Genomic DNA, 18465 nt, shown 5'->3' with positions numbered 1-18465 from the left:
CCGGTTCGCCGAGTTAGACCCGCGCGACCACGAAGAACGTCTCGGGGCGCTCGTCGGCCCTGAGGACGTCGAACCCCGCGCCCTCCAGCAGGGCTACGGCTTCGTCGCGGTCGTAGCGCTCGGCGACCGGCGGCCCGTCCTCGCCGTCGCCGGCGGCAGTCCAGTCGGCGACGACGAACCGGCCGCCGTCCCGGAGGACGCGCGCGACCTCGATTTCGCCGCCGGCGTCACCGCCACGACTTCCACTGTCGTCTTCGTCACCTTCGCCGCCTTCGGCGTGCCCGCCGCCGGCGAACTCGTGGAACGTCATCGTCGAGAACGCGGCGTCGAGTTCGCCGTCCGCGAACGGGAGGTCCCCGATGTCGGCGGTCACCAGCTCGACGTTCTCGGGGACGCCCTTCTCGCGGTACAGGTCGTGCATCTCCGACTGGACGTCGACGGCCCGGACCTCGCCGGCGAACGGGGCCACGTCGTCGGTGTAGAAGCCGGTCCCGCTTCCGAGGTCCGCGACCGTCGCGTCCCGGCCGTCACCGAGGTCGAGCGCGGCGACCAGCTCCTCGCGCGAGCAGTAGCGGTACCGCGACTCGTCCTCGAGCCTGTCGGCCGACGCGGGGTCGAACGTGTGGAAACCCATCGTCTCGGTGTGGGGCGGGGTCCGCCTTAACGACTGTGGGTCGTGAACGGTCCGTGCAAGATTACTCGTCCGCGGCTGCGCTACGAGCTGTGTCGCTCGATCAGGTCCGTCAGCGTCGACTCGTCCTGGGCGCCGACGAGCTGCTCGACCTGCTCGCCGCCGGCGAACAGCACCAGCGTGGGAACGCCCCGGACGCCGTACTGGGAGGCGAGCCCCTGGTGCTCGTCGACGTCGACCTTCGCCACCGCCGCGTCGGTGTTCGCGGCGACCGACGCCACGACGGGTTCGAGCATCTTGCACGGTCCGCACCAGTCCGCGTAGAAGTCGACGAGGACGACGTCGTAGTCGGTGGTCACCGAGGAGAACTGCTCGACGCTCTCGACGTGGACGGGCTCGTCGGGCGCGCCGGCGGTGGCCTCACCTTCGTCAGTTTCACCGGCCTCGCCTCCGGCCTCGCCGAGGAGTTCGTCGCGCTTCTGCTTCCGGATGGACTCCAGTTCGTCTTCGCTCATTACCCTCTGGTTGGGCCCCGACGGGCTTAACCGTTTTGCACGCGTCACACAATACTGGTTCTCAGCCGGCCGCTTCCGCCCCCGGCGGCGGACAGCCCCGACGGAGTCCCGGCTCTTCGGTGCGAGTCACGAACGTTCAAATACCAGAGTGCGCACAGTCCCACCTACCGTGGCCGAGAACCCAGTCTACGCCGTCGCGCCGCTCGCCGCGGCCTCGCTGTGGGGCGGGATGTACGTGGTCAGCAAGTGGGGGTTCTCTGCGATTCCGCCCGTGACGCTCGGGTTCCTCCGGGTCGCGCTGGGGGCGGCGGCCCTGCTGGTCGTGGTCCGGCGCGCCCGCCCGGCCCGGTCGTTCTCGCGCGCCGACCGCCGGCGGTTCGTCGCGCTCGGCGCCGCCGTCACCGCGACCATCGTCACCCAGTTCGTCGGCACCGACCTCACGAACGCGAGCCAGGGCGCGCTGCTGACGGTGCTGACCCCGGTGTTCACCCTGCTGCTCGGGGTCGCGGCGCTCTCCGAACCGCTGACCCGCCGGAAGGTCGGCGGGATGGCGCTGGCCGCGGTCGGCACCCTCCTCGTGCTCGCGGGCCGGTACGACCTGACCAGGATGGCGTCGGGCAACGCGGTCGGGGTCGCCGCGCTGCTGGCGGCGAGCTTCGCGTGGGCGGCCTACACCGTCTACGGCAAGCCGCTGGTCCGGACCTACTCGGCGCTGGAGACCGCGACCTACTCGACCGTCGCCGCGGTGCCGATGCTCGGCGTCCTCGCCGCCGCCGAGCTCGCGGTGACGGGCACCGCGCTCGGCGAGCTGTCGCTCACGCTGCCGGTCGCGGCCGCGGTCTGCTACCTCGGGCTCGCGTCCACCGCGGCCGCCTGGTACCTCTGGTACAAGGGCCTGGAGTACGTCGACGCCGGCACCGTGGCCGTCTTCTTCTTCGCCCAGCCCGCGGTCGGGACCCTCCTAGGCGCGGCCCTGCTGGGCGAGACGCTCGGGTCCGGGTTCGTCGCCGGGGGCCTCGTCATGACGGTCGGCGTCTACGCCGTCTCGACGTCGACGGAGGCGTGAGCGGTTCGCCGAGTCGGTTTTCCGGCGTCGGCTCGCCCGGTCGGTCGAGCCCGGAGCGCTCCTCCGCCGACTCCCGGCTTGCCCGTGCCCACACGCTGAAGGTGGCCGGTCCCGACGCGTCGGGCATGAGCGACCCGCTCGACCGCGAGGACTTCTACGACCTGACGCTCGCGACCGACCTCGCCGTCTCGCCCGACGGCGACCGCGCGGCCTTCGTCGCCGACGAGTTCGACCGCGCCGAGGACGACCGCCGGAGCTCGCTGTTCGTCGTCCCGACCGACGGGAGCCGCGGGCCACACCGGCTCACCCGGGCCTCCGACGCGGGGGCGCCGGTCTGGAGCCCCGACGGGACGAAGCTCGCGTTCACCGCCGCCCGCGACACCGACGCGGAGATCGCGGTGACTCGTCGAGGCGCCGCCTCGGACGACGAGGGGGACGGAGACGCGACGGACGGGGCGGAATCCGGCGACGACGCCGAGACCGACGAGGACGACGAGTCGAAGGGCGACGCCGACGAACCCAAACCCCAGGTCTGGGTGTTCGACCTCGACCTCGGCGGCGACGCCCGCCAGCTCACCGACTTCGAGGAGGGTGTCAAGGGATTCGACTGGGGACCCGACGGCGAGCGCCTCGCGGTCGCGGCCCGCGACCCCACCGACGATCAGCGCGAATACCTCGAGTCCCGCCGGGAGGACGACGGCCCCATCGTCACCGAGCGCCTCCAGCACAAGTTCGACGGGCAGGGCTGGCTCGACGACGTGACGACCTACCTGTTCGTGGTGGACTGCGACACCCGCGAGGCGACCCGGCTCGACGACGCCTACGGCGGCGGCGCCCGCGAGCCCGCGACCGGCCTCCAGCCCGCCTGGTCGCCCGACGGCGACCGCATCGCGTTCCTCTCGAACCGGACCGACCGGCCCGACGACAGCTACGTGATGGACGTCTACACGATAGCGCCCGACGGGAGCGACTGCCGGAAGCTGACCGACTCGGACCTGACCGCGAGCGGGCTCCGCTGGCACCCCGACGGCGACCGCCTGGCGTTCGTCGGCGGCGACCCCGAGAACTGGTACCGCCCGTCCGAGGTGTACGTCGCAGACGTCCTCGGCGCTGCTGACGATGACGCCGGCGACTCGGAGCCCGGCGCCTCCGAGTCGTGGTCGGGCGACCTCGACCGGACCGTCGCCCGGTACGGCCGGCTCTCGTGGGACGGCGACGACCTGCTCGCCGCCGTCGCGGACGAGGGGCTGACCCGGCTCGCGCGGTTCAGCGAGGGCACCCAGCCCCGGCGCACCTTCGACGCGCAGGGCCGCGACCGGACCGTCGAGGGGTTCGACGCCCGCGGCGGCACCGCGGTGACGCTCCTCTCGGACCCCGAGGCCGGCGCGGACCTGTTCGCCGCCGCCGTCGACGACCTCGACACCGCAGACGCCGGGCTAACGCGGCTCACCGCGCTCAACGACGACCTGGTCGCGGCCCACCACACGCCCGAGGCCCGGCGATTCGCCTTCGAGTCCGGCGGCGACGAAATCGAGGGCATCGCCTACTTCCCGGCCGACTTCGACCCCGACGACCCGCCGGCCGAGGCGCCCCCGCTCGTCGCCTCCGTCCACGGCGGCCCCATCTCCTACGACGCGCCGACGTTCTCGTTCGACTTCTCGTACTGGACCGGCCGGGGCTACGTCGTCGTCCGGACGAACTACCGGGGGAGCTCCTCGTACGGCCGCGAGTTCAGCGAGCAGATCCGCGGCGAGTGGGGCCCCCGCGAGACCGCCGACGTGCTGGCGGCGGTCGACGCCGCGGTGGAGCGCGGCTGGGCCGACCCCGACCGCTGCTTCGCCACCGGGTTCTCGTACGGCGGCATCACCACCGGCTACCTCGTCGCCGCGAGCGACCGGTTCGCGGCGGCCGCGGCCGAGCACGGCGTCTACGACTTCCGGTCGGCGTTCGGCACCGACGACAGCCACCTGTGGTGGGAGAACGACTTCGGGCTGCCGTGGGAGAACCCGGAGAACTACGACGCGGCGTCGAGCATCACCGACGTCGGCGAGATCGACACCCCGCTGCTGGTGACCGCGGGCGGTGAGGACTGGCGGTGTCCGCCCTCCCAGAGCGAGCAGCTGTACGTCAGCGTCAAGAAGCGAGGCGTCCCGGCGCGGCTGGTGGTCTACCCCGACGAGCACCACGCCATCGGCGATCCGGACCGTGCGATCCACCGGCTCGAAGAGCTCACCGACTGGTTCGAGCGCCACGACCCCGGCGCCTGATCCGGCGTCCGCGGTTCGGGGGTCGAGAATCAGTCCTCGCCGAAGACGTCGCGCTGGAGCCGCATCCGGCGGAACTCCACGAGGTGATACTGGGTCACGAGCACGGCGGCGGCGACCATGACCGCCGCGAAGGCGCCGGTGTGGGTCACGGGGACGTCGTGGACGTAGCCGTTCAGCAGCTGGGCCAGCCCGAGGACGACGGGCCCGACGCTGGCCAGCGTCGTCTTGACCGGCAGTTCGCGGTACATCTCCCAAAACGAAACCTTGTTCGAGACGGCCATCGGGTAATCGCTCCTTACCAAGGCGTCCGCCCACTCCCTGATTACCTTTTCGTGTTTTCGTTTCGACCGTTCCGCCCGGTCATCTCCGAAACGGTTCCGTCCCGCCGGTTGTCGCCTCGTTTCGCCGCTCGCTGATCGCCGGCGTCACGCCGACTGCGGCGTCGACGAGCCCGCCCCGTCGTGCTCCTCGGGCCCGAAGACGACGACCGCGCCGGTCGCGTGGACCTCGACCTCGCACTCCCGGAGCGAGAACACCACCCGTCCCGAGCTCCGGGACGCGCCGTCGGCCCGGTCGGCGAACAGGCAGTCCAGCGCCTCCGGGTCGAGCGCGTCGTACAGCAGGCCCTCGTCGGCGAGCGGGTCGGCGTCGAGCACTTCGGTGACTGCGGTGACGACGGTCGTGCTCACGCTCCACTCGCTCGGGGCGACCCGGTAGGCCGGGCGACCGTCGCGGTCGAGCGACGGGGCGCGTTCCGTGATGTTCGGGGTGTCTCGGTTCATGCGTGCTGGGTCGAGTTCAGTCCGCAGTCTCGATACCACGGTCAACTGACGTCTATTACAAAAAATCCTCGATTCGCAGTCACGAACGTCCGGAGTTCCCGACTTCACCCGCCGGGAGGACGCCGTCCGGTCGTTCTGCCCGGGCGTCGTCTCCTCATGTCGGTCGTCGCCCGGGTCAGGACCGCTTCCCGCCGGAGCGTCCGGATGAGCTGGAACGGCCCCGGGCGCCACCGCTGTTACCGCCGCCGCCGCGGGCGGGTCGGTCGCGACCGCCGGAACCGCCGGCGCTCTGCCTCCCGCCGGTCTGCCTGCCGGCGCCGCTTCCGGCCCGGCGGCGGTCGGTCCTCCGACGGTCGACCGGGTCAGCGCGCTCCGAACCTCCGTCGGTCGCGTTCCGCCCGCGGCGACCGCCCGACCCGCCGCGGCCGCCGCCTCGCGTGACGTCGAACGTCGAGCCGCGGCGCTTCGTCGGCCCGCGCGACGATCTGGGGGCGTTCCCGCGTCTCCCTCGGCCGCCCGCCCTCGGGCCCGGGTTCTGGTCAGCACCCTGCGCCGGGGGTGCGCCGCCACCGCCACCACCGGCCCCGCCACCGTCGCCTCCGCCGGCGCCCGCGGGCGACGAACCGGGCCCCGCACCGCCGACCGGGACGACCGCGCCGCCCTGCGGGACGTTCGAGACGATCCAGTCGAGGAACGCGTCGGGGCTGCGCGACTGGGTCCAGACGGTGCCCGGCCCCTCGAACTCCACGACCAGGCCCTCGCCGCTCAGCAGCGTCGACTTCAGCCCGCCCACCTGACGCACCGAGTAGTCGACCGACGACTCGAACGCCACGACGTGGCCGGTGTCGACGACGACGCGCTCGCCCGCGGCCAGCGGCACCTCGTCGATGGCCCCGAAGCTGGAGAGGAACGCGCTGCCTGGCCCGGTGAGCCGCAGCAGGAACAGCCCCTCGCCCGCGAAGAAGGTCCGGAACCCGCCGAACTTGGTGTCGAGGTCGACCGACGGCGTGCCCGCTAGAAACGAGCTCGACTGGACGAACAGCGGCTCGTACCCCAGGTCGCGCTCGATCACGTCGCCGGGGAGCCTGGGCGCGAACGTCACCGAGCCCGGGTCCCTGGCCGCGAAGGTGTTGAGGAAGAACGACTCGCCGCCCAGCACCGACCGCTTGAGCGACCCCAGCAGGCCGCCGCTCGTCCCCGTCTCGATGTCGATGCCCGCCGTGTGGCTCAGCATCGCCCCGGCCTCCGCCCGGACGGCCTCGCCCCGGTCGAGCGACACGTGCAACTGCGCGAACGTCGGTCGGTACGAGATCTCGTGTCGCATCGGACGGGGTATGCCGGCCACCGCCGTTACCTTGGTGGCACCGCGCTACAGCGGAATCGCCGGGGCTCGCCGGCTCACTCCTTGGTCAGGATCATCGCCTCGTCGCCCGCGGGCTCGCCGACGTGCGCCGCGAACTGCTCGGCGTGGGCCTCCCGCAACTCGGCCAGTTCCTCGTCGCTCAGGCCCATCCTGTCGGCGAACTCGTCCCAGACGTGACCTCGGACCGAGAGGTAGTAGGCCGTCGCGTCCTGGGTGACGAGGGGGTCCTGGTGGAACTGCGTCCGGTACTCGTAGACCAGGCCGTCGACGCCGACGTCCGGCAGGTCCCGGACGAACGCCTGGTGGCGGGCCACCAGGTCGCGCGCGGCCTCGTCGTCGACGTCGCCGAAGGGGTCCAGCGGTGCCGCCATCTCACCACTCCGCGACGCTCCCGTCGGCGTGGCGCCAGACGGGGTTGTGCCAGTTCACCTCGCCCGCCCGCTCGCGGACGACCGCCTCGTCGATCTCGATGCCCAGCCCCGGCCCCTCGGGGAGGTCGACGTAGCCGCCCTCGTACTCGAAGACGCTGGGGTCCGCGAGGTAGTCGAGCACGTCGCTGGTCTCGAGGCGCAGGAACAGCCATCGCGGAGGCACCTCGAACAGCTCGTAGTCGATTACTTCCATGTCGGCCGGCTACGCGACCCACCGCCTAAATCTCGCGGAAGCGGTGATGCCCGTAATCGCTTTCCTGACCCCGACCGTGCTCCGGAGCGGGTGGCGCCCCCCTCCGGTCGCACGCTCACAGCAGTCCCGAACGGCGCCGTACCGCACTCGCTGTGCGGACGAGAACAGATAAAACTAATAACCAGAAAAGTGAAAATTCACGACGATGGACAAGCTCGACGGCGTTTCGCTCTCGACGCTCTGGGAGCAGCTCGACGCGGCCGAGACCCCGAAGGCCGCAAAGCGCCTGATGATCGCCATCGCGTACAAGGACGGGGTGCCGGTCTCGGTGCTCTCCGAGCGGTACGACGTGCCCGAGTCGACGCTGTACTACTGGCTCGACCGCATCGCGGACGACCCCGTCGCCGAGGCGGTCGAGGACGACGACCGCCCGGGCCGGCCGTCGGCGCTCGACGACGCCGACCGCGAGGCGCTGTTCGCGGCCCTCGCCGAGTCGCCCGCGGCCCACGGCTTCGACGCCGAGTCCTGGACGCCCCGGCTCGCCCGCGAGTTCATCGAGCGGGAGTTCGACGTCTCCTACTCGCTGGGTCACGTCCGCCGGCTGATGCGACAGGCCGACACGACCGCCTGAGCCGGGCGGGAAGCGGGGACCCCGCGCGTCGGGGTCGAGCGGTCGTAGCGACGGTGTGAGTCGCACCGTTACGAAGCGACGTTATGGGTCGCAGCGTTAGCGACCGCCATGGGACGGGGGTCGTTACGACCGCCCGCGTCGACGTCGCGCGACCAGCGCCCCGGCGGCGACAGCGCCGACCGCCGCGGGCGCACTCCGCGCGGCGAGGGGGTCCGACGGACTCCGCGGTCCGCCGATCATGTCCGCCGCGTTCGAGGTACCGGGGTCGTAGCAGAACGATATCTCCTGGATGGCGAACGGCTCGCCGGAGTCCTGGCTGGTCGGCGCCTGGAGCGACGCCCGCTCGGAGACGCCCTCCGTGAACGCGTAGACGTTCCCGCCGGTCTCGCTCCGGACGACGACGGCGTCGATCCGGAGCGTCGAGTCGAACGTCACCGAGACCGGGTCGCCGCCGTCGCGCTCGACGTTCGTCAGCTCCACCCGGTAGGTCTCGCCGTCGACCTCGAACTCGAAGGTGTTCGGCGCGACCTCGGTGGCGTTCTCGCTCCCGAACTCGCCGTTCTCGTACGTGAGCGTCAGGGCGTGCGCCAGGTCGGCGTCCTCCGAGCACGTGGGGTAGCCGGCGACCGGCCGCGGCGTGATCGACGGTTCGGGTATCGCGGTCGTGGTTGTTGTCGTGGTCGTTGTCGTCGTGGTCGTTGTGGTCGTAGTCGTGGTGGTCGTGGTGGTTTCGGTTGTGGTCGTCGTCTCGGTTGTCGTTGTGGTGGTCGTTGTCGTTTCTGTCGTCGTGGTGGTTTCAGTGGTCGTCGTCTCTGTAGTTGTCGTGGTGGTTTCAGTGGTGGTCGTCGTGGTGGGCTCTTCAGTCGTCGTAGTCGTCGTGGTCGTCGGCGTCTCGGTTGTCGTCGTAGTCGTTGGCTCCTCCGTGGTGGTCGTCGTAGTGGGCTCCTCGGTCGTCGTGGTCGTCGTCTCCTCCGCTGCGGCCGGACAGTCCGCGACGTCGACCGACGTCTCTCCGGTGCCGTTCACCGTCACGCCCTCCCCGGCGGGCTGGACGACGTACTCGCCGGGTTCGAGGTCGGTCAGGTTGACGGGTTCCTCGGGCTGCACCGTCACTTCCTCGGCGAAGTCGTCAGGTCCCGTGACCTCGACGTCGACTGGCTCGTCGCCCTCGTTCGTCAGCCGCAGCGACTCGCAGTCGGTGCTGGCGGCGACGACGTTCACCGGTTCCGGCTCCGTCGTCGTGGTCGTCGTTTCGGTGGTGGTCTCGGTCGTCGTTTCGGTGGTGGTCGGCTCTTCCGTCGTCGTGGTCGGTTCCTCGGTGGTGGTCTCGGTCGTCGTCTCCGCCTCCGTCGTCAGCGGCGGGAGCCCGGCGGTCGTGGTGGTCGTCTCGGTGTCCCCCGTCGTCTCGGTGGTGGTCGTCGCGGGCGCCGCCGCGACGGCGACCGTGACGTTCGCCCGCTCGTTGACGGTCGCCTTGCCCGGCGGCTCGCCGCCGAGGCCGGTCCGGGCGCTCACCGTGTAGTTGCCGGCCGGCAGGTCGTCCAGGGTGGTCTCCTCACCGGGTTCGAGCGCCAGCGTCTCGGCGAAGTCGCCCGGTCCGCTGACGGTGACGGTCACGTTCACGTCGGTCGGGTTCTCGACGGTCAGCGACTCGGGCGCGGTCGAGGCGACCTCGACGTTGGGACAGTCGGCCACGCTCACGGTCGCCGACGCCTCGCCGTTGACGGTGGCGTTCTGCGGCGCAGTACCGTCGTCGTCCGCGTCCGGAGTCGCCAGGGTGGCGGAGACGGTGTAGTCGCCCGGCGTCAGGTTCGCGAGCGTCCGGTTCTCACCGGGCTCGACCGTCACCGTCTCGTCGTAGCCCTCCGGCCCGGCGACCGAGAACGTCGCGTTCCGGTCGGTCGGGTTGGCGAGGGTCAGCGCCTCGCACGTCTCCGAGCGGGCCTCGACGTCCGGCGGCGCGGGCGCCTCGGTGGTGGTCGTGGACGTCGTCTCCGTGGTGGTCTCGGGCGTCGGTCCCTCCTCCGCGGTCGTCTCTGTGGTCGTGACCTCGGCCTCCCCCGTCGTCGTCTCGGTCGTCGGGGTCCCCGTGGGCGTCGGCTCCGTCGTCGTTGTCGTGGTCTCCTGCGCGGTCTCGGTCGTGGTTTCGGTCGTCGTGGTGGTTTCGGTCGTAGTCGTCGTAGTCTCGGGTTCCTCTGTCGTGGTCGTCGTCTCCGTAGTGGTCTCGGTCGTGGTTTCGGTCGTCGTAGTCGCCGTTTCCGTCGTTGTCGTGGTCTCGGTCGTGGTTTCCGTGGTCGTCGTCTCCGTCGTGGTCGGCGTCGGGCACGCCTCGACCTCGACGGTGGCGATCTGGTCGCCGTTGACCGTGGCGGGCCGGGTCGGCTCGACCAGGCCGCCGGCCTTCGCCTGGACCCGGTAGGTGCCCGGCGGGACGTCGAACGTCTCGACCTGCCCGGGGTTGAGGATGACGACCTTCGTGAGCCCCGACTCGGCGGTCACCGAGAAGGTGATGCGCTCGGTCGTGGGGTTCTCCAGCCGCAGGCGCTCGCAGGCCGGACTCGACGCCCGGGCGTTCGGCGGCGGGCCCGGCGCCTCCGTCGTCGTGGTCGTGGTGGTCGTCGGAGTCGTCGTGGTCGTCGGCAGCTCCGGCGTCGTGGTCGTGGTGGTCGTCGTCTCACGCTCGACGCACTCCTCGAAGTCGGGGTTGCGCTGGGAGGCCGACTCGCCGTCGCGCTTGACGATCACGCGCTCGACGACCTCGCCGCGGTTCTCGCCCGTGCCGAAGAAGACGTTCCGGCCGCGGAACGTCCCCCGGAAGGTCTGGCGGTCGCCGTCCTCGAACGTGAGGGTCACCGCGTCGTACCGGTCGGCGCTGACCGCGACCTTCGTGCAGGCGAAGTCGTAGGTCGGTTCGAGGGGTCCGGGCGTCTCGGTCGTCGTGGTGGTCGGAGTCGTCGTGGTCGTGGTCGTCGTGTCCGGACCGACGCAGGCCTCGAAGCTCGGGTTGCGCCTGGTCACCGACTCGCCGTCGGGTCCGCGCACGACCACCGACTCGATCACCTCGCCCTGGTTGTCACCGGTGCCCTGGAACTGCGCGCGATCCCGGAAGTCCCCGCGGAACGTCTGGCGGTCGCCGTCCGCGAACGTCAGCGTCACCGACCGGAACTCGTCGGCCTGGACCACGGCCTTCTCGCAGCTCGTGAAGAATATCTTCGGCGAGAAGGGCTGGTCCGGCTCTTCCTGCGGTTCGCAGCCGCCGGTGTCGTTGCGCCGGACGACGAAGCTGTCCGGCCCGTTGTACACCTTGACCTGCGTGATCACCTCCCCGTCGTTCGCGCCCGTTCCCGAGAAGGTGTTGGGCCCGCTGTAGACGCTGGCGAACGTCTGGGTGTCGCCGTCGGCGAAGGTGAGCACGACCCGGGTGTACTGCTCGGTCGCGACCGTCACCCGCCGGCAGTCGAAGGCGACCCGGACGGTGAGGGGCTCGCGCGTCGTCGTCTCGGTCGTCGTTGTCGTGGTGGTGGTCTCGGTCGTCGTGTCGGTCTCCGGCTCGGGGTCCTCGCAGATCTCCTGGGTGATGGAGTCGTAGATGCCCACCAGGTCGTCGGGCGACGGCGCGTCGTAGAAGTCCTCGCGCGAGGACGCCACCCGGCGCAGCAGCCCCTCGTCGGCCTCGTCGCCGAGCGCGATGGTGATGATGCGCGTCCCGTCCTGCTTGATGTCGCGCGCGACCTCCACCGGGTCGCCCGGCTGGTTGTGCTCGCCGTCCGACAGCAGGACGATGACCTGCTGGGCGTTCGGGCGCTGCTCGTCCTCGAGCTCCTCGTTCGCGGTACTGAGCGCCTCCGCGATGTCGGTGTAGCCGTCGGCTTCGAGGTCCTCGATCTCGTCGACCACCTCCCCGCGGTCGCCCGTCAGCTCCTGGTCGACCCGCGCCGACTCCGCGAACGACACGAGCCCGAACCGGTCCCGCGGCCGGTCGACGGCGTTCACCAGCCGGATTCCGGCCCGCTTGGCCGCCTCCAGGGGCTCGCCCTCCATCGACCCCGAGCGGTCGGTCACCAGCATCACGTCGAGGGGCTTGCCGGGCTTGCACTCGGGCGTCGGCGGCAGGGTCGTGGTCTCCGTCTCGTTCTTCGGCGGCTTCTGGGGGCAGTCCCCGTCGACGACGTAGGCCATCCCGGTGTTGTCGGCCCCGTCTGCTTCCTCGCCCGCGTCGGCGAACGGCGCGCCCACCAGCAGGTCGGTCACCGAGTCGTTGTTCTCGTCGCCGCTGGCCAGCGCGTAGCCCGCGAGGTCGCTCTCGGACTCGCCGCGGAACTTGGCGTGGGCGCCCGACAGCGGGTGCCGGTCGGCGATGCGCGACCCGTAGAGCAGGTAGGCCGCCCCGGCGTTCTTCGCGGTGCTGTTATTGAACGGCGCGCCCACCAGCAGGTCGCCGTAGCCGTCGTCGTTGGCGTCGCCCGCGCTGGAGAGCGACCACCCGGCGTAGTCGCTCTCGCCCTCGCCGGGCAGCGCGGCGTCTGCCTCCGAGGAGAGGTTCACGATCCGCGAGATGTCGCCGCCGTACTCCACGTAGGCCGCGCCGGCGTCCTCGACCGGCTCGTCGTGGAACGGCGCGCCGACGGCGACGTCGTCGCGCCCGTCGCCGTTCAGGTCGCCCGCGTCGGCCACCTCGAAGCCGGCCTGGTCGCCCTCGGCCGCGCCCCGGAAGGTCACCGGCGCGTTGACGAGCAGCGACGCGCCCTCGAGCTGCGGCCCGTACTGGAGGTAGGCCGCGCCGGCGTCGGGGGCGGTCGAGTCGTTGCCCCGGGCGCCGACCAGCACGTCGCTCGCGCTGTCGTTGTTCGCGTCGAGCGCGGCGACCGACGACCCGGCGTAGTCGCCCCGCGCAACCCCGTAGTAGGTCGCGTTCGCCAGCGCGAGGCTGTAGGTCCCGACCCGGGGCATGTACATCAGGTAGGCCGCGCCCGAGTCCGTCGCGACCCCGTCGTGCTGGGGCGCGCCGACGAGCAGGCCGGCGGTCTCGTTGCTCGCGTTGGGCATCGTCGCGAGCGACCAGCCGGCGCGGTCGCCCGCCGACTCGCCGTAGAACGTCGCGGTGGCGAACTCCAGCCAGACCACGGCCGGCAGGCTCTCGCTGCCGTACACCACGTAGGAGGCGCCCGAGTTCCGGCCGTTGGCGTCGGCGAGCGGGGCGCCGACCACGACGTCGGCGAGCCCGTCGTCGTTCAGGTCGCCGAGTTCGACGTCGAAGCCCGCGCGCTCGCCGGCCGCCCGTCCGCGGAAGGTGACGTCGGCCTCGCTGACGTCGACGTCGCTCCGGTTGACCGGCCCGTAGAAGAGGTAGGCCGCCCCGGAGTCCTCGCCGGCCGAGTCGTTCGCGGGCGCTCCCACGAGCAGGTCGGCGACCCCGTCGCCGTTGACGTCGCCCGCGGCGGTCGCCCACCCGGTGCGGTCGTTGCTCGCCGCGCCCGTGAGCTCGGCGTCGGCGTCCGAGAGGTTCGCGGACCCGGCCGGCCCGCGCGGGATCTCGCCCGGACCGCACCTGGTGTCATCGTCCTCCGCGGCGCTCGCGCCGCCCCGGTTCGCGCTCGGTCCCGCCGCGTTCGATCGCACTCCGTCTGCGCTCCCGCCGGCTGCGCCGGCCCGCGCGAGATCCGAAGCCGACGCGGCCCCGCCCGCGCTCGTCGCCGCGCCGGCGCTGCCCGCCTGCCCGCCGGCTCCCGCACCGACCACGGTCGCGGCGCCGCCGGCCGCGAGCGTGACTCCGCTCGCGCCGACGATGGTGCTGGCGACCAGCAGCAACGCGATAACGAGCGCGTCTGCTCGCCGCCTCGTGTCGTCGTCCTCCCCCCGTGTCATTGTGTCTCTCCCGGTGAGTAACCTGCATCCGCCCTTTGTTATGGGGAAGCAAGCGCCGCGTAACGCCGCGTTGCCGGAGCCTGTCCGGCCGGTAGGCGGAGCTTATCGCGAGAAGTGAGGGGGACGGCGGCCGACGGGCCCGGCCGCTGTCGGCTCGGGTACCGACCTATCGCCGGGCGGCCAGCAGGGCGCCGGCGAGCAGCGCGGCCGCCAGCAGGCCGACCAGCGCCGTCCCGACGCCGAACCCGGGGACGGGTCCGTCCGAGGTCGCGGTGGCCGTGGCGGTGTCGGCCCGCATCGCCTCGTTCGTCGTGTCACCGCCCGGCGTCTCGCCGTCGGCCGTCGGGCCGGCCGGCGACGTGGTGTCGTCCCGGTCCGGCGGGGTCGGCGTGTCGTTGGCGTCGCCCGACGACCCGCCGATCCGGAGCAGCCAGCCGTCCTTCCCGTCGGCGCCGGCGCCGCTTGTCTGGCCCGCGAGCAGGTAGCCCCCGTCGTGGGCCCGGACGGCGGGCCACGGCTTGTCCCAGCCGTCGGTGCCGTAGTGGGTCTCCCACCGGGTCTCGCCCGCGGCGTCGGTCGCCACCAGGTAGCCGTCGGCGCTGGCCTTCGGGCCGGCGTCGGACCCGCCGGTGAAGAGGTAGCCCGACTCGGTCCGCATCGCCGAGTCGAGCCACTGGGTGCCCTCGCCGCCGGGCCGGCGCTCCCACGCGACCTCGCCGTCGGGGCCGAACTTCACGACCCAGCCGTCACGGGGACCAGTGCTGTCGCTCTCGGTCTCGCCCGCGAGGACGAACCCGGCCGCGGCGCTCCCGTTGCGCGCGGCCGGCGCGGCGGCCCAGACGTCGTCGCGGCTCGCGCCGCCGACCGCGGTCTGCCACTCGCGGCTCCCGTCGGCGCCGATCCGGAGCGCCCACCCGTCGTCGGTGTCGCCGACCGCCTTGCCGGCGAGGTAGTAGCCCGCGTCGGTGGGGACGATCGCCCGGAGGTAGCCGTCGCCGTGGCTCCCGGGGGTCGCGTGGGTGGCCTCCCACTCGGTCGAGAGGTCCGCCGAGAGCTGGACGGTCCAGCCGGCCTTCGCGCCGTCGCCGCGGGTCCAGCCCGCGAGCAGGTAGCCGGTGTCGTTCCCGGCGGTCCGGCGCTCGACCGCGTAGAAGGCGCCGGGGCCGAGGGTGCGGTTCGACCGCACCTCGCCGTTCGGCCCCACCTCGACGGCCCAGCCCTTCGCCCCGCCGTCGTCGGTCCGGCCGGCGAGCAGGTAGCCGTCGTCGGTCCTCGCGAGGCCCCAGAGCCGGTCGGTGCCCGGGCCGCCGAGCGTCTTCGACCACTCCTTCTGGCCCTCGCCGTCGACCTTGAGCACCCAGCCGTCGCGCTCCTCGCCGGTCCAGCCCGCGAGGAGGTAGCCGCCGTCGTCGGTCCGGACGACGTCGGCGAAGATGTCGTCGCCGCTCCCGCCGTAGGTGCGGCGCCACTGCTGGGGCAGGTCGGGCGGGGTCACCGCGGGGACGCCGGGCGGGGTGCGCGCCCGGGAGTCGCCCGTCTCCTGGACCCGGGACGCGAGGGCGGCCTGCGCCCGGAGGCCGGGTGAGTCGCGCGTCTGGAGGCCGGACGAGTCGTGCGCTTCGGGCGCCGGCGAGCCCGTCAGTTCACTCGTCGGTACGTCTCGCGTCTCGGGTGTCTCTCGGCGCGGCGCGTCGCCGGTCGCCGCCGCGGGGAGGGCCGCCGCGACGCTCGCGCCGACGAGCAGCGCCACCAGTGCCGCTGCGAGGTTCCGCATGGGCGGGACTCGGCGGCGGACGCGCTTTGTTATGGTCCGTCTGTCGTCGGCGTAGGCGGAACCTGTCGGCCCGCTGTAGTGACTCCCCGGCCGTCAAAGGCGGTGGCAGCGCTGCGAGTGTCGGGCCGGAACGCGGTCGTCGCGCCTCCGAGTCGGCCTCACCGCTTCCACACTTCGGGCTCTCGCCCGAGCGACCGCACCGCCCGGGGGTAGCCGAAGGCGACGACGAGCGCGACCAGCACGCTCGGGACGAACCCCTCCACGCCGGCCAGGCGCAGCGCGTTGATGCCGACGAAGTACAGGACCAGCATGATCAGCATCTGGGGCAGCAACTGCCGCCACTTCGAGGTCATGCGGGAACTCGGGCCCCGGCGGAGATAAGTGTGGCTCACCACCGCCGCGTGCCGCGCGAGTCGGAACGTTGATGCCAGCGCGCAGAGGGGTTCGGAACGTCATGCCCGCCCTCCACCGCAGACGCCTCCTCGCCGGCGCGGCCGGCCTCCTCGCGGGCCTCGCCGGCTGCAGCCGGTCGACGACCGATACCCACTCGGTCCCCGGCGAGCGCCGGCCCGAGAACGTCGCCGTCGACCCCGACGCCGTATCGCTTAGGGGGCCGTCGACCGACGACCCGCTCGCGTGGCTCGCGTCCGACGCGACCGAGTCGGACGACCCGGACGCGGCCGACTCGTCCGGGAGAGACGCCCTCCGTCGCCGCCTCGTCGGCTCGCGGACCGAGGCCGACCGCATCCGGTTCGCCGACGTCGCCGGGGCCGACGACGCGCGGCGGCTCGTCGCGGAGACGGACTTCGAGGCGGAGACGCTGTACGTCGAGCAACGCGACGTCCGGGAGTGCTACTCTCTGGAGCTCTGCTACGTCACCTGGTCGGCGACCGAGATCGACACGCAGTACGGCCGCCACTACCGCGACGCCGACGTCCCGTGCGAGGTCGACGCCCGCGACGCGGCGGCCTGGCTGGTCCGGGTCCCGGACGCGCTCGACCCCGACGAGGTGAGGAGCTACGGCTCCGGGACCGGCGGCGGGGGCTGTCGCTATCCGCCGTACCTGGAGGCGACCGGCCGACCGACCTCGTCGACCGGAACGCCGACGACGGGAGCCGCCCAGACGACGGGCGCGGTCTCCGGGAACACCACGGAGACCTCCACGACGGAGGCACAGCGATGACCGACCGGTCGACGCGCCGTCCGGCGCGTGCGACCCGGCGGGGGTTCCTCGCGCTCGCCGGCGCCGCCTCCCTCGCGGGCTGTGGCCGTCTCCCCGACCCGCAAAAAGTTCTGCACGGCGAGCCCCCGGAGCTCGACGCGGCGGCGCTCGCCGAGGTCCCGGCGACCGACGCGCCGTCGGTCCCACGGACGGTGCCGGTCGAGATCCGGCAGTCGTACCTCGACGACGGGGTCGCCCGCGCGAGGGAACTGCTCGCGTCGGTGCCGGTCCCGTTCGACGCCGCGGAGATTCCGAACGGCGCGATCCGCGAGGAGCTCGCCGGACTGCACCAGCGGGCCCGCGAGACCGTCGCCTCGGTCGCGGAGGCGGCGACCCCGCTCGAAGCGATGGGGGCGGTCCGGGACGCCCGCGGCGAGGCCCGCACCGTCGCGGCCGGCTGGCGGGCCATCGACGCCGGCCTCACGCGTGCGGAGGTCCGGCGGTCGGCGACGTCGGTGTTCGACGCCGCCGACCGGTTCCGCTCCCGGTGGTCGTACACCGGCGCCGACCCGGTCCGGGCGGTGCTGGTCCACGCCGGAATCGAGCGGCGACTCGACGCGGCGGTGAACCGCACCGAGCGCGTCGTCGCCGGGGGTCGCTCGGACCGCGACAACGCCGTCGCAGTCGGCGAACTCGCCGGCGACCTCGAACGCGCGCTGGTCTCGCTCGGCGACGCGGGCCACCTCTACGACCGACTGGTGGCGACCGCAGCGGACGGACGCGACCTGCGCCCCGCGTTCGTCGCGGCGTCCGAGACGCTCGAATCGCTGGCCGCCCGTCGCCGGGGCCGGCTCCCCGACGGCGACCCGGACGACCCCTCGTCGTTCGTCTCCGGCGACGTCGCCGGGACCCCCGTGGGAGCGGCGATCCGGGAACTCGCGCGCGGCCTCGAACACGACGGGTCGGTCGACCGGGCGCGGGCGGCCCACGAGTACGCGAGCGCGGTCGTGGCCGCCCACGGGACCCTGACCAGGATCGAGGCGCTGCGCGCGCTCCTCGACCGGGTCGCGGCCGACGAGCACGTCACCGTCGAGTCCGCGGCCGACGCGCGAGCGCTTCGCAAAGCGGCGGTCGCGGCGCTCGAAGACGGCCTGGCCGGCGACGCCTATCCTCACCTGAACCGGAATGTGCTCGCGGAAGCGGCCGGCAGCGTCGCGTTCGTCGACCGGGAACTGGTGAGGTACGAGGGCGACGGCTCCGTGTCGGTCGATTCGGTTGCAGACGAACTCGCGGAGTACGTGGTGGCGGCCGCGCTGGCGCGGGCGACGCCGTCGGTCAGCGCGCGGGTCGGGCACGTCGTCCGGCGGTCGGTCCGGCAGTCCGCCTGACGGCGGTCGGCGCGCCGAAAACCGGGTTACTCGTAGATCTTCTCGCGCTCGCGCGACCGGGACCGCGACCGGGAGCTGCCGCCGCCCCCGCCGAACAGCCGCGACGCGGCGAGGTAGACGAGGTACAGCAGGACCGCGACGACCAGCAGCGACACGAGGGTGCTCACGACCCACGAGACGATGCCGAGGACGATGCTGACGATCTCGGCGACGACCCAGAGCATGACGAGCGCGAGCAGCGCCCAGCCGCCGAGTCGGAGGAGCCTGTTCATATTGACTGCGTTAGGTGTCCGGCGACATCAGTGTTTGGTTGGCGGTCCCACAATTCGGGTGGGATCGGGGAAACCGGGATTCCCGGCGGTCCGAGGCCGCCGAAGCTGGACGTCGGAGCCGGACG

At 72.6% G+C, this 18465-nt stretch carries 14 protein-coding genes and 2 pseudogenes; 5 read left to right on the top strand and 11 right to left on the bottom strand.

Annotated features, from left to right (window positions below):
* Window positions 1–13 precede the first annotated feature (13 nt).
* Window positions 14–634 carry a class I SAM-dependent methyltransferase gene (locus ACQUQF_RS24175; RefSeq protein ID WP_435181978.1) on the bottom strand — a complete coding sequence of 207 codons (621 nt, stop codon included), beginning with the start codon at window positions 632–634 and terminating at the stop codon, window positions 14–16.
* Between the two features lie 80 nt (window positions 635–714).
* On the bottom strand, window positions 715–1146 hold the full coding sequence (gene trxA / locus ACQUQF_RS24170) for a thioredoxin (protein WP_435181976.1): 432 nt from the start codon (window positions 1144–1146) through the stop codon (window positions 715–717).
* Between the two features lie 169 nt (window positions 1147–1315).
* Here trxA and ACQUQF_RS24165 point away from each other — a divergent pair, with 169 nt between their 5' ends.
* Together ACQUQF_RS24165 and ACQUQF_RS24160 are read left to right on the top strand one after the other, a co-directional pair.
* Complete coding sequence (locus tag ACQUQF_RS24165) at window positions 1316–2212, top strand: DMT family transporter (RefSeq protein ID WP_435181973.1); 897 nt, start codon at window positions 1316–1318, stop codon at window positions 2210–2212.
* A gap of 125 nt (window positions 2213–2337) precedes the next feature.
* The gene (locus ACQUQF_RS24160) at window positions 2338–4479 is read left to right on the top strand and encodes a prolyl oligopeptidase family serine peptidase (RefSeq protein WP_435181971.1); all 2142 of its coding nucleotides are present in this window, start codon (window positions 2338–2340) and stop codon (window positions 4477–4479) included.
* A gap of 29 nt (window positions 4480–4508) precedes the next feature.
* Here ACQUQF_RS24160 and ACQUQF_RS24155 read toward each other — a convergent pair whose 3' ends face one another.
* The 5 genes and pseudogenes from ACQUQF_RS24155 to ACQUQF_RS24135 form a co-directional block, all read right to left on the bottom strand.
* Window positions 4509–4760 (bottom strand): hypothetical protein, encoded by a 252-nt coding sequence (locus ACQUQF_RS24155; protein ID WP_435181970.1) that lies wholly within the window; start codon window positions 4758–4760, stop codon window positions 4509–4511.
* 144 nt (window positions 4761–4904) lie between these two features.
* Window positions 4905–5261 (bottom strand): HalOD1 output domain-containing protein, encoded by a 357-nt coding sequence (locus ACQUQF_RS24150; RefSeq protein WP_435181969.1) that lies wholly within the window; start codon window positions 5259–5261, stop codon window positions 4905–4907.
* 664 nt (window positions 5262–5925) lie between these two features.
* Window positions 5926–6585, bottom strand: a pseudogene (locus ACQUQF_RS24145) (TIGR00266 family protein); the annotation flags it as partial.
* A gap of 74 nt (window positions 6586–6659) precedes the next feature.
* Entirely contained in the window at window positions 6660–6995 is a 336-nt protein-coding gene (locus tag ACQUQF_RS24140; protein ID WP_435181968.1) for a hypothetical protein, read from the bottom strand.
* A 1-nt stretch (window position 6996) separates the two neighbouring features.
* Window positions 6997–7188: pseudogene (locus ACQUQF_RS24135) on the bottom strand (galactonate dehydratase); the annotation flags it as partial.
* Window positions 7189–7453: 265 nt separating this feature from the next.
* Between ACQUQF_RS24135 and ACQUQF_RS24130 the strand changes: the two are divergent.
* Window positions 7454–7879, top strand: coding sequence for a helix-turn-helix domain-containing protein (locus tag ACQUQF_RS24130; protein ID WP_435181966.1), 426 nt, complete (start codon window positions 7454–7456; stop codon window positions 7877–7879).
* 123 nt (window positions 7880–8002) lie between these two features.
* On the opposite strand, the gene ACQUQF_RS24125 is transcribed toward ACQUQF_RS24130, so the two are convergent.
* The 3 genes from ACQUQF_RS24125 to ACQUQF_RS24115 all read right to left on the bottom strand — a co-directional run bounded on the left by ACQUQF_RS24125 (window position 8003) and on the right by ACQUQF_RS24115 (window position 15871).
* Window positions 8003–13744 carry a VWA domain-containing protein gene (locus tag ACQUQF_RS24125; RefSeq protein ID WP_435181965.1) on the bottom strand — a complete coding sequence of 1914 codons (5742 nt, stop codon included), beginning with the start codon at window positions 13742–13744 and terminating at the stop codon, window positions 8003–8005.
* Window positions 13745–13910: 166 nt separating this feature from the next.
* Window positions 13911–15518, bottom strand: a complete 1608-nt coding sequence (locus ACQUQF_RS24120; RefSeq protein WP_435181964.1) for a hypothetical protein — start codon at window positions 15516–15518, stop codon at window positions 13911–13913.
* 158 nt (window positions 15519–15676) lie between these two features.
* Window positions 15677–15871 carry a hypothetical protein gene (locus ACQUQF_RS24115; protein ID WP_435181963.1) on the bottom strand — a complete coding sequence of 65 codons (195 nt, stop codon included), beginning with the start codon at window positions 15869–15871 and terminating at the stop codon, window positions 15677–15679.
* A gap of 71 nt (window positions 15872–15942) precedes the next feature.
* Here ACQUQF_RS24115 and ACQUQF_RS24110 point away from each other — a divergent pair, with 71 nt between their 5' ends.
* Both ACQUQF_RS24110 and ACQUQF_RS24105 read left to right on the top strand, forming a co-directional pair.
* A complete protein-coding gene (locus ACQUQF_RS24110; protein ID WP_435181962.1) occupies window positions 15943–16701 on the top strand; it encodes a hypothetical protein in 759 nt (252 codons plus the stop codon).
* The gene (locus tag ACQUQF_RS24105) at window positions 16698–18068 is read left to right on the top strand and encodes a hypothetical protein (protein WP_435181961.1); all 1371 of its coding nucleotides are present in this window, start codon (window positions 16698–16700) and stop codon (window positions 18066–18068) included. Before ACQUQF_RS24110 ends, ACQUQF_RS24105 begins: the two co-directional genes overlap by 4 nt.
* A 26-nt stretch (window positions 18069–18094) precedes the next feature.
* Here ACQUQF_RS24105 and ACQUQF_RS24100 read toward each other — a convergent pair whose 3' ends face one another.
* Window positions 18095–18340, bottom strand: coding sequence for a hypothetical protein (locus ACQUQF_RS24100; protein WP_435181959.1), 246 nt, complete (start codon window positions 18338–18340; stop codon window positions 18095–18097).
* Window positions 18341–18465 lie beyond the last annotated feature (125 nt).

The organism is Halorussus sp. AFM4 (assembly GCF_051194995.1).
GTDB lineage: Archaea > Halobacteriota > Halobacteria > Halobacteriales > Haladaptataceae > Halorussus.
Note: the sequence above shows the minus strand (reverse complement) of the source record. Positions and strands in the feature narration are given on the sequence as shown.

Coding starts and splice junctions, on each gene's coding strand:
- ACQUQF_RS24175 (WP_435181978.1), bottom strand. CDS start 634: ATGGGTTTCCACACGTTCGACCCCGCGTCGGCCGACAGGCTCGAGGAC.
- trxA (WP_435181976.1), bottom strand. CDS start 1,146: ATGAGCGAAGACGAACTGGAGTCCATCCGGAAGCAGAAGCGCGACGAA.
- ACQUQF_RS24160 (WP_435181971.1), top strand. CDS start 2,338: ATGAGCGACCCGCTCGACCGCGAGGACTTCTACGACCTGACGCTCGCG.
- ACQUQF_RS24155 (WP_435181970.1), bottom strand. CDS start 4,760: ATGGCCGTCTCGAACAAGGTTTCGTTTTGGGAGATGTACCGCGAACTG.
- ACQUQF_RS24150 (WP_435181969.1), bottom strand. CDS start 5,261: ATGAACCGAGACACCCCGAACATCACGGAACGCGCCCCGTCGCTCGAC.
- ACQUQF_RS24140 (WP_435181968.1), bottom strand. CDS start 6,995: ATGGCGGCACCGCTGGACCCCTTCGGCGACGTCGACGACGAGGCCGCG.
- ACQUQF_RS24130 (WP_435181966.1), top strand. CDS start 7,454: ATGGACAAGCTCGACGGCGTTTCGCTCTCGACGCTCTGGGAGCAGCTC.
- ACQUQF_RS24125 (WP_435181965.1), bottom strand. CDS start 13,744: ATGACACGGGGGGAGGACGACGACACGAGGCGGCGAGCAGACGCGCTC.
- ACQUQF_RS24120 (WP_435181964.1), bottom strand. CDS start 15,518: ATGCGGAACCTCGCAGCGGCACTGGTGGCGCTGCTCGTCGGCGCGAGC.
- ACQUQF_RS24115 (WP_435181963.1), bottom strand. CDS start 15,871: ATGACCTCGAAGTGGCGGCAGTTGCTGCCCCAGATGCTGATCATGCTG.
- ACQUQF_RS24110 (WP_435181962.1), top strand. CDS start 15,943: ATGCCAGCGCGCAGAGGGGTTCGGAACGTCATGCCCGCCCTCCACCGC.
- ACQUQF_RS24105 (WP_435181961.1), top strand. CDS start 16,698: ATGACCGACCGGTCGACGCGCCGTCCGGCGCGTGCGACCCGGCGGGGG.
- ACQUQF_RS24100 (WP_435181959.1), bottom strand. CDS start 18,340: ATGAACAGGCTCCTCCGACTCGGCGGCTGGGCGCTGCTCGCGCTCGTC.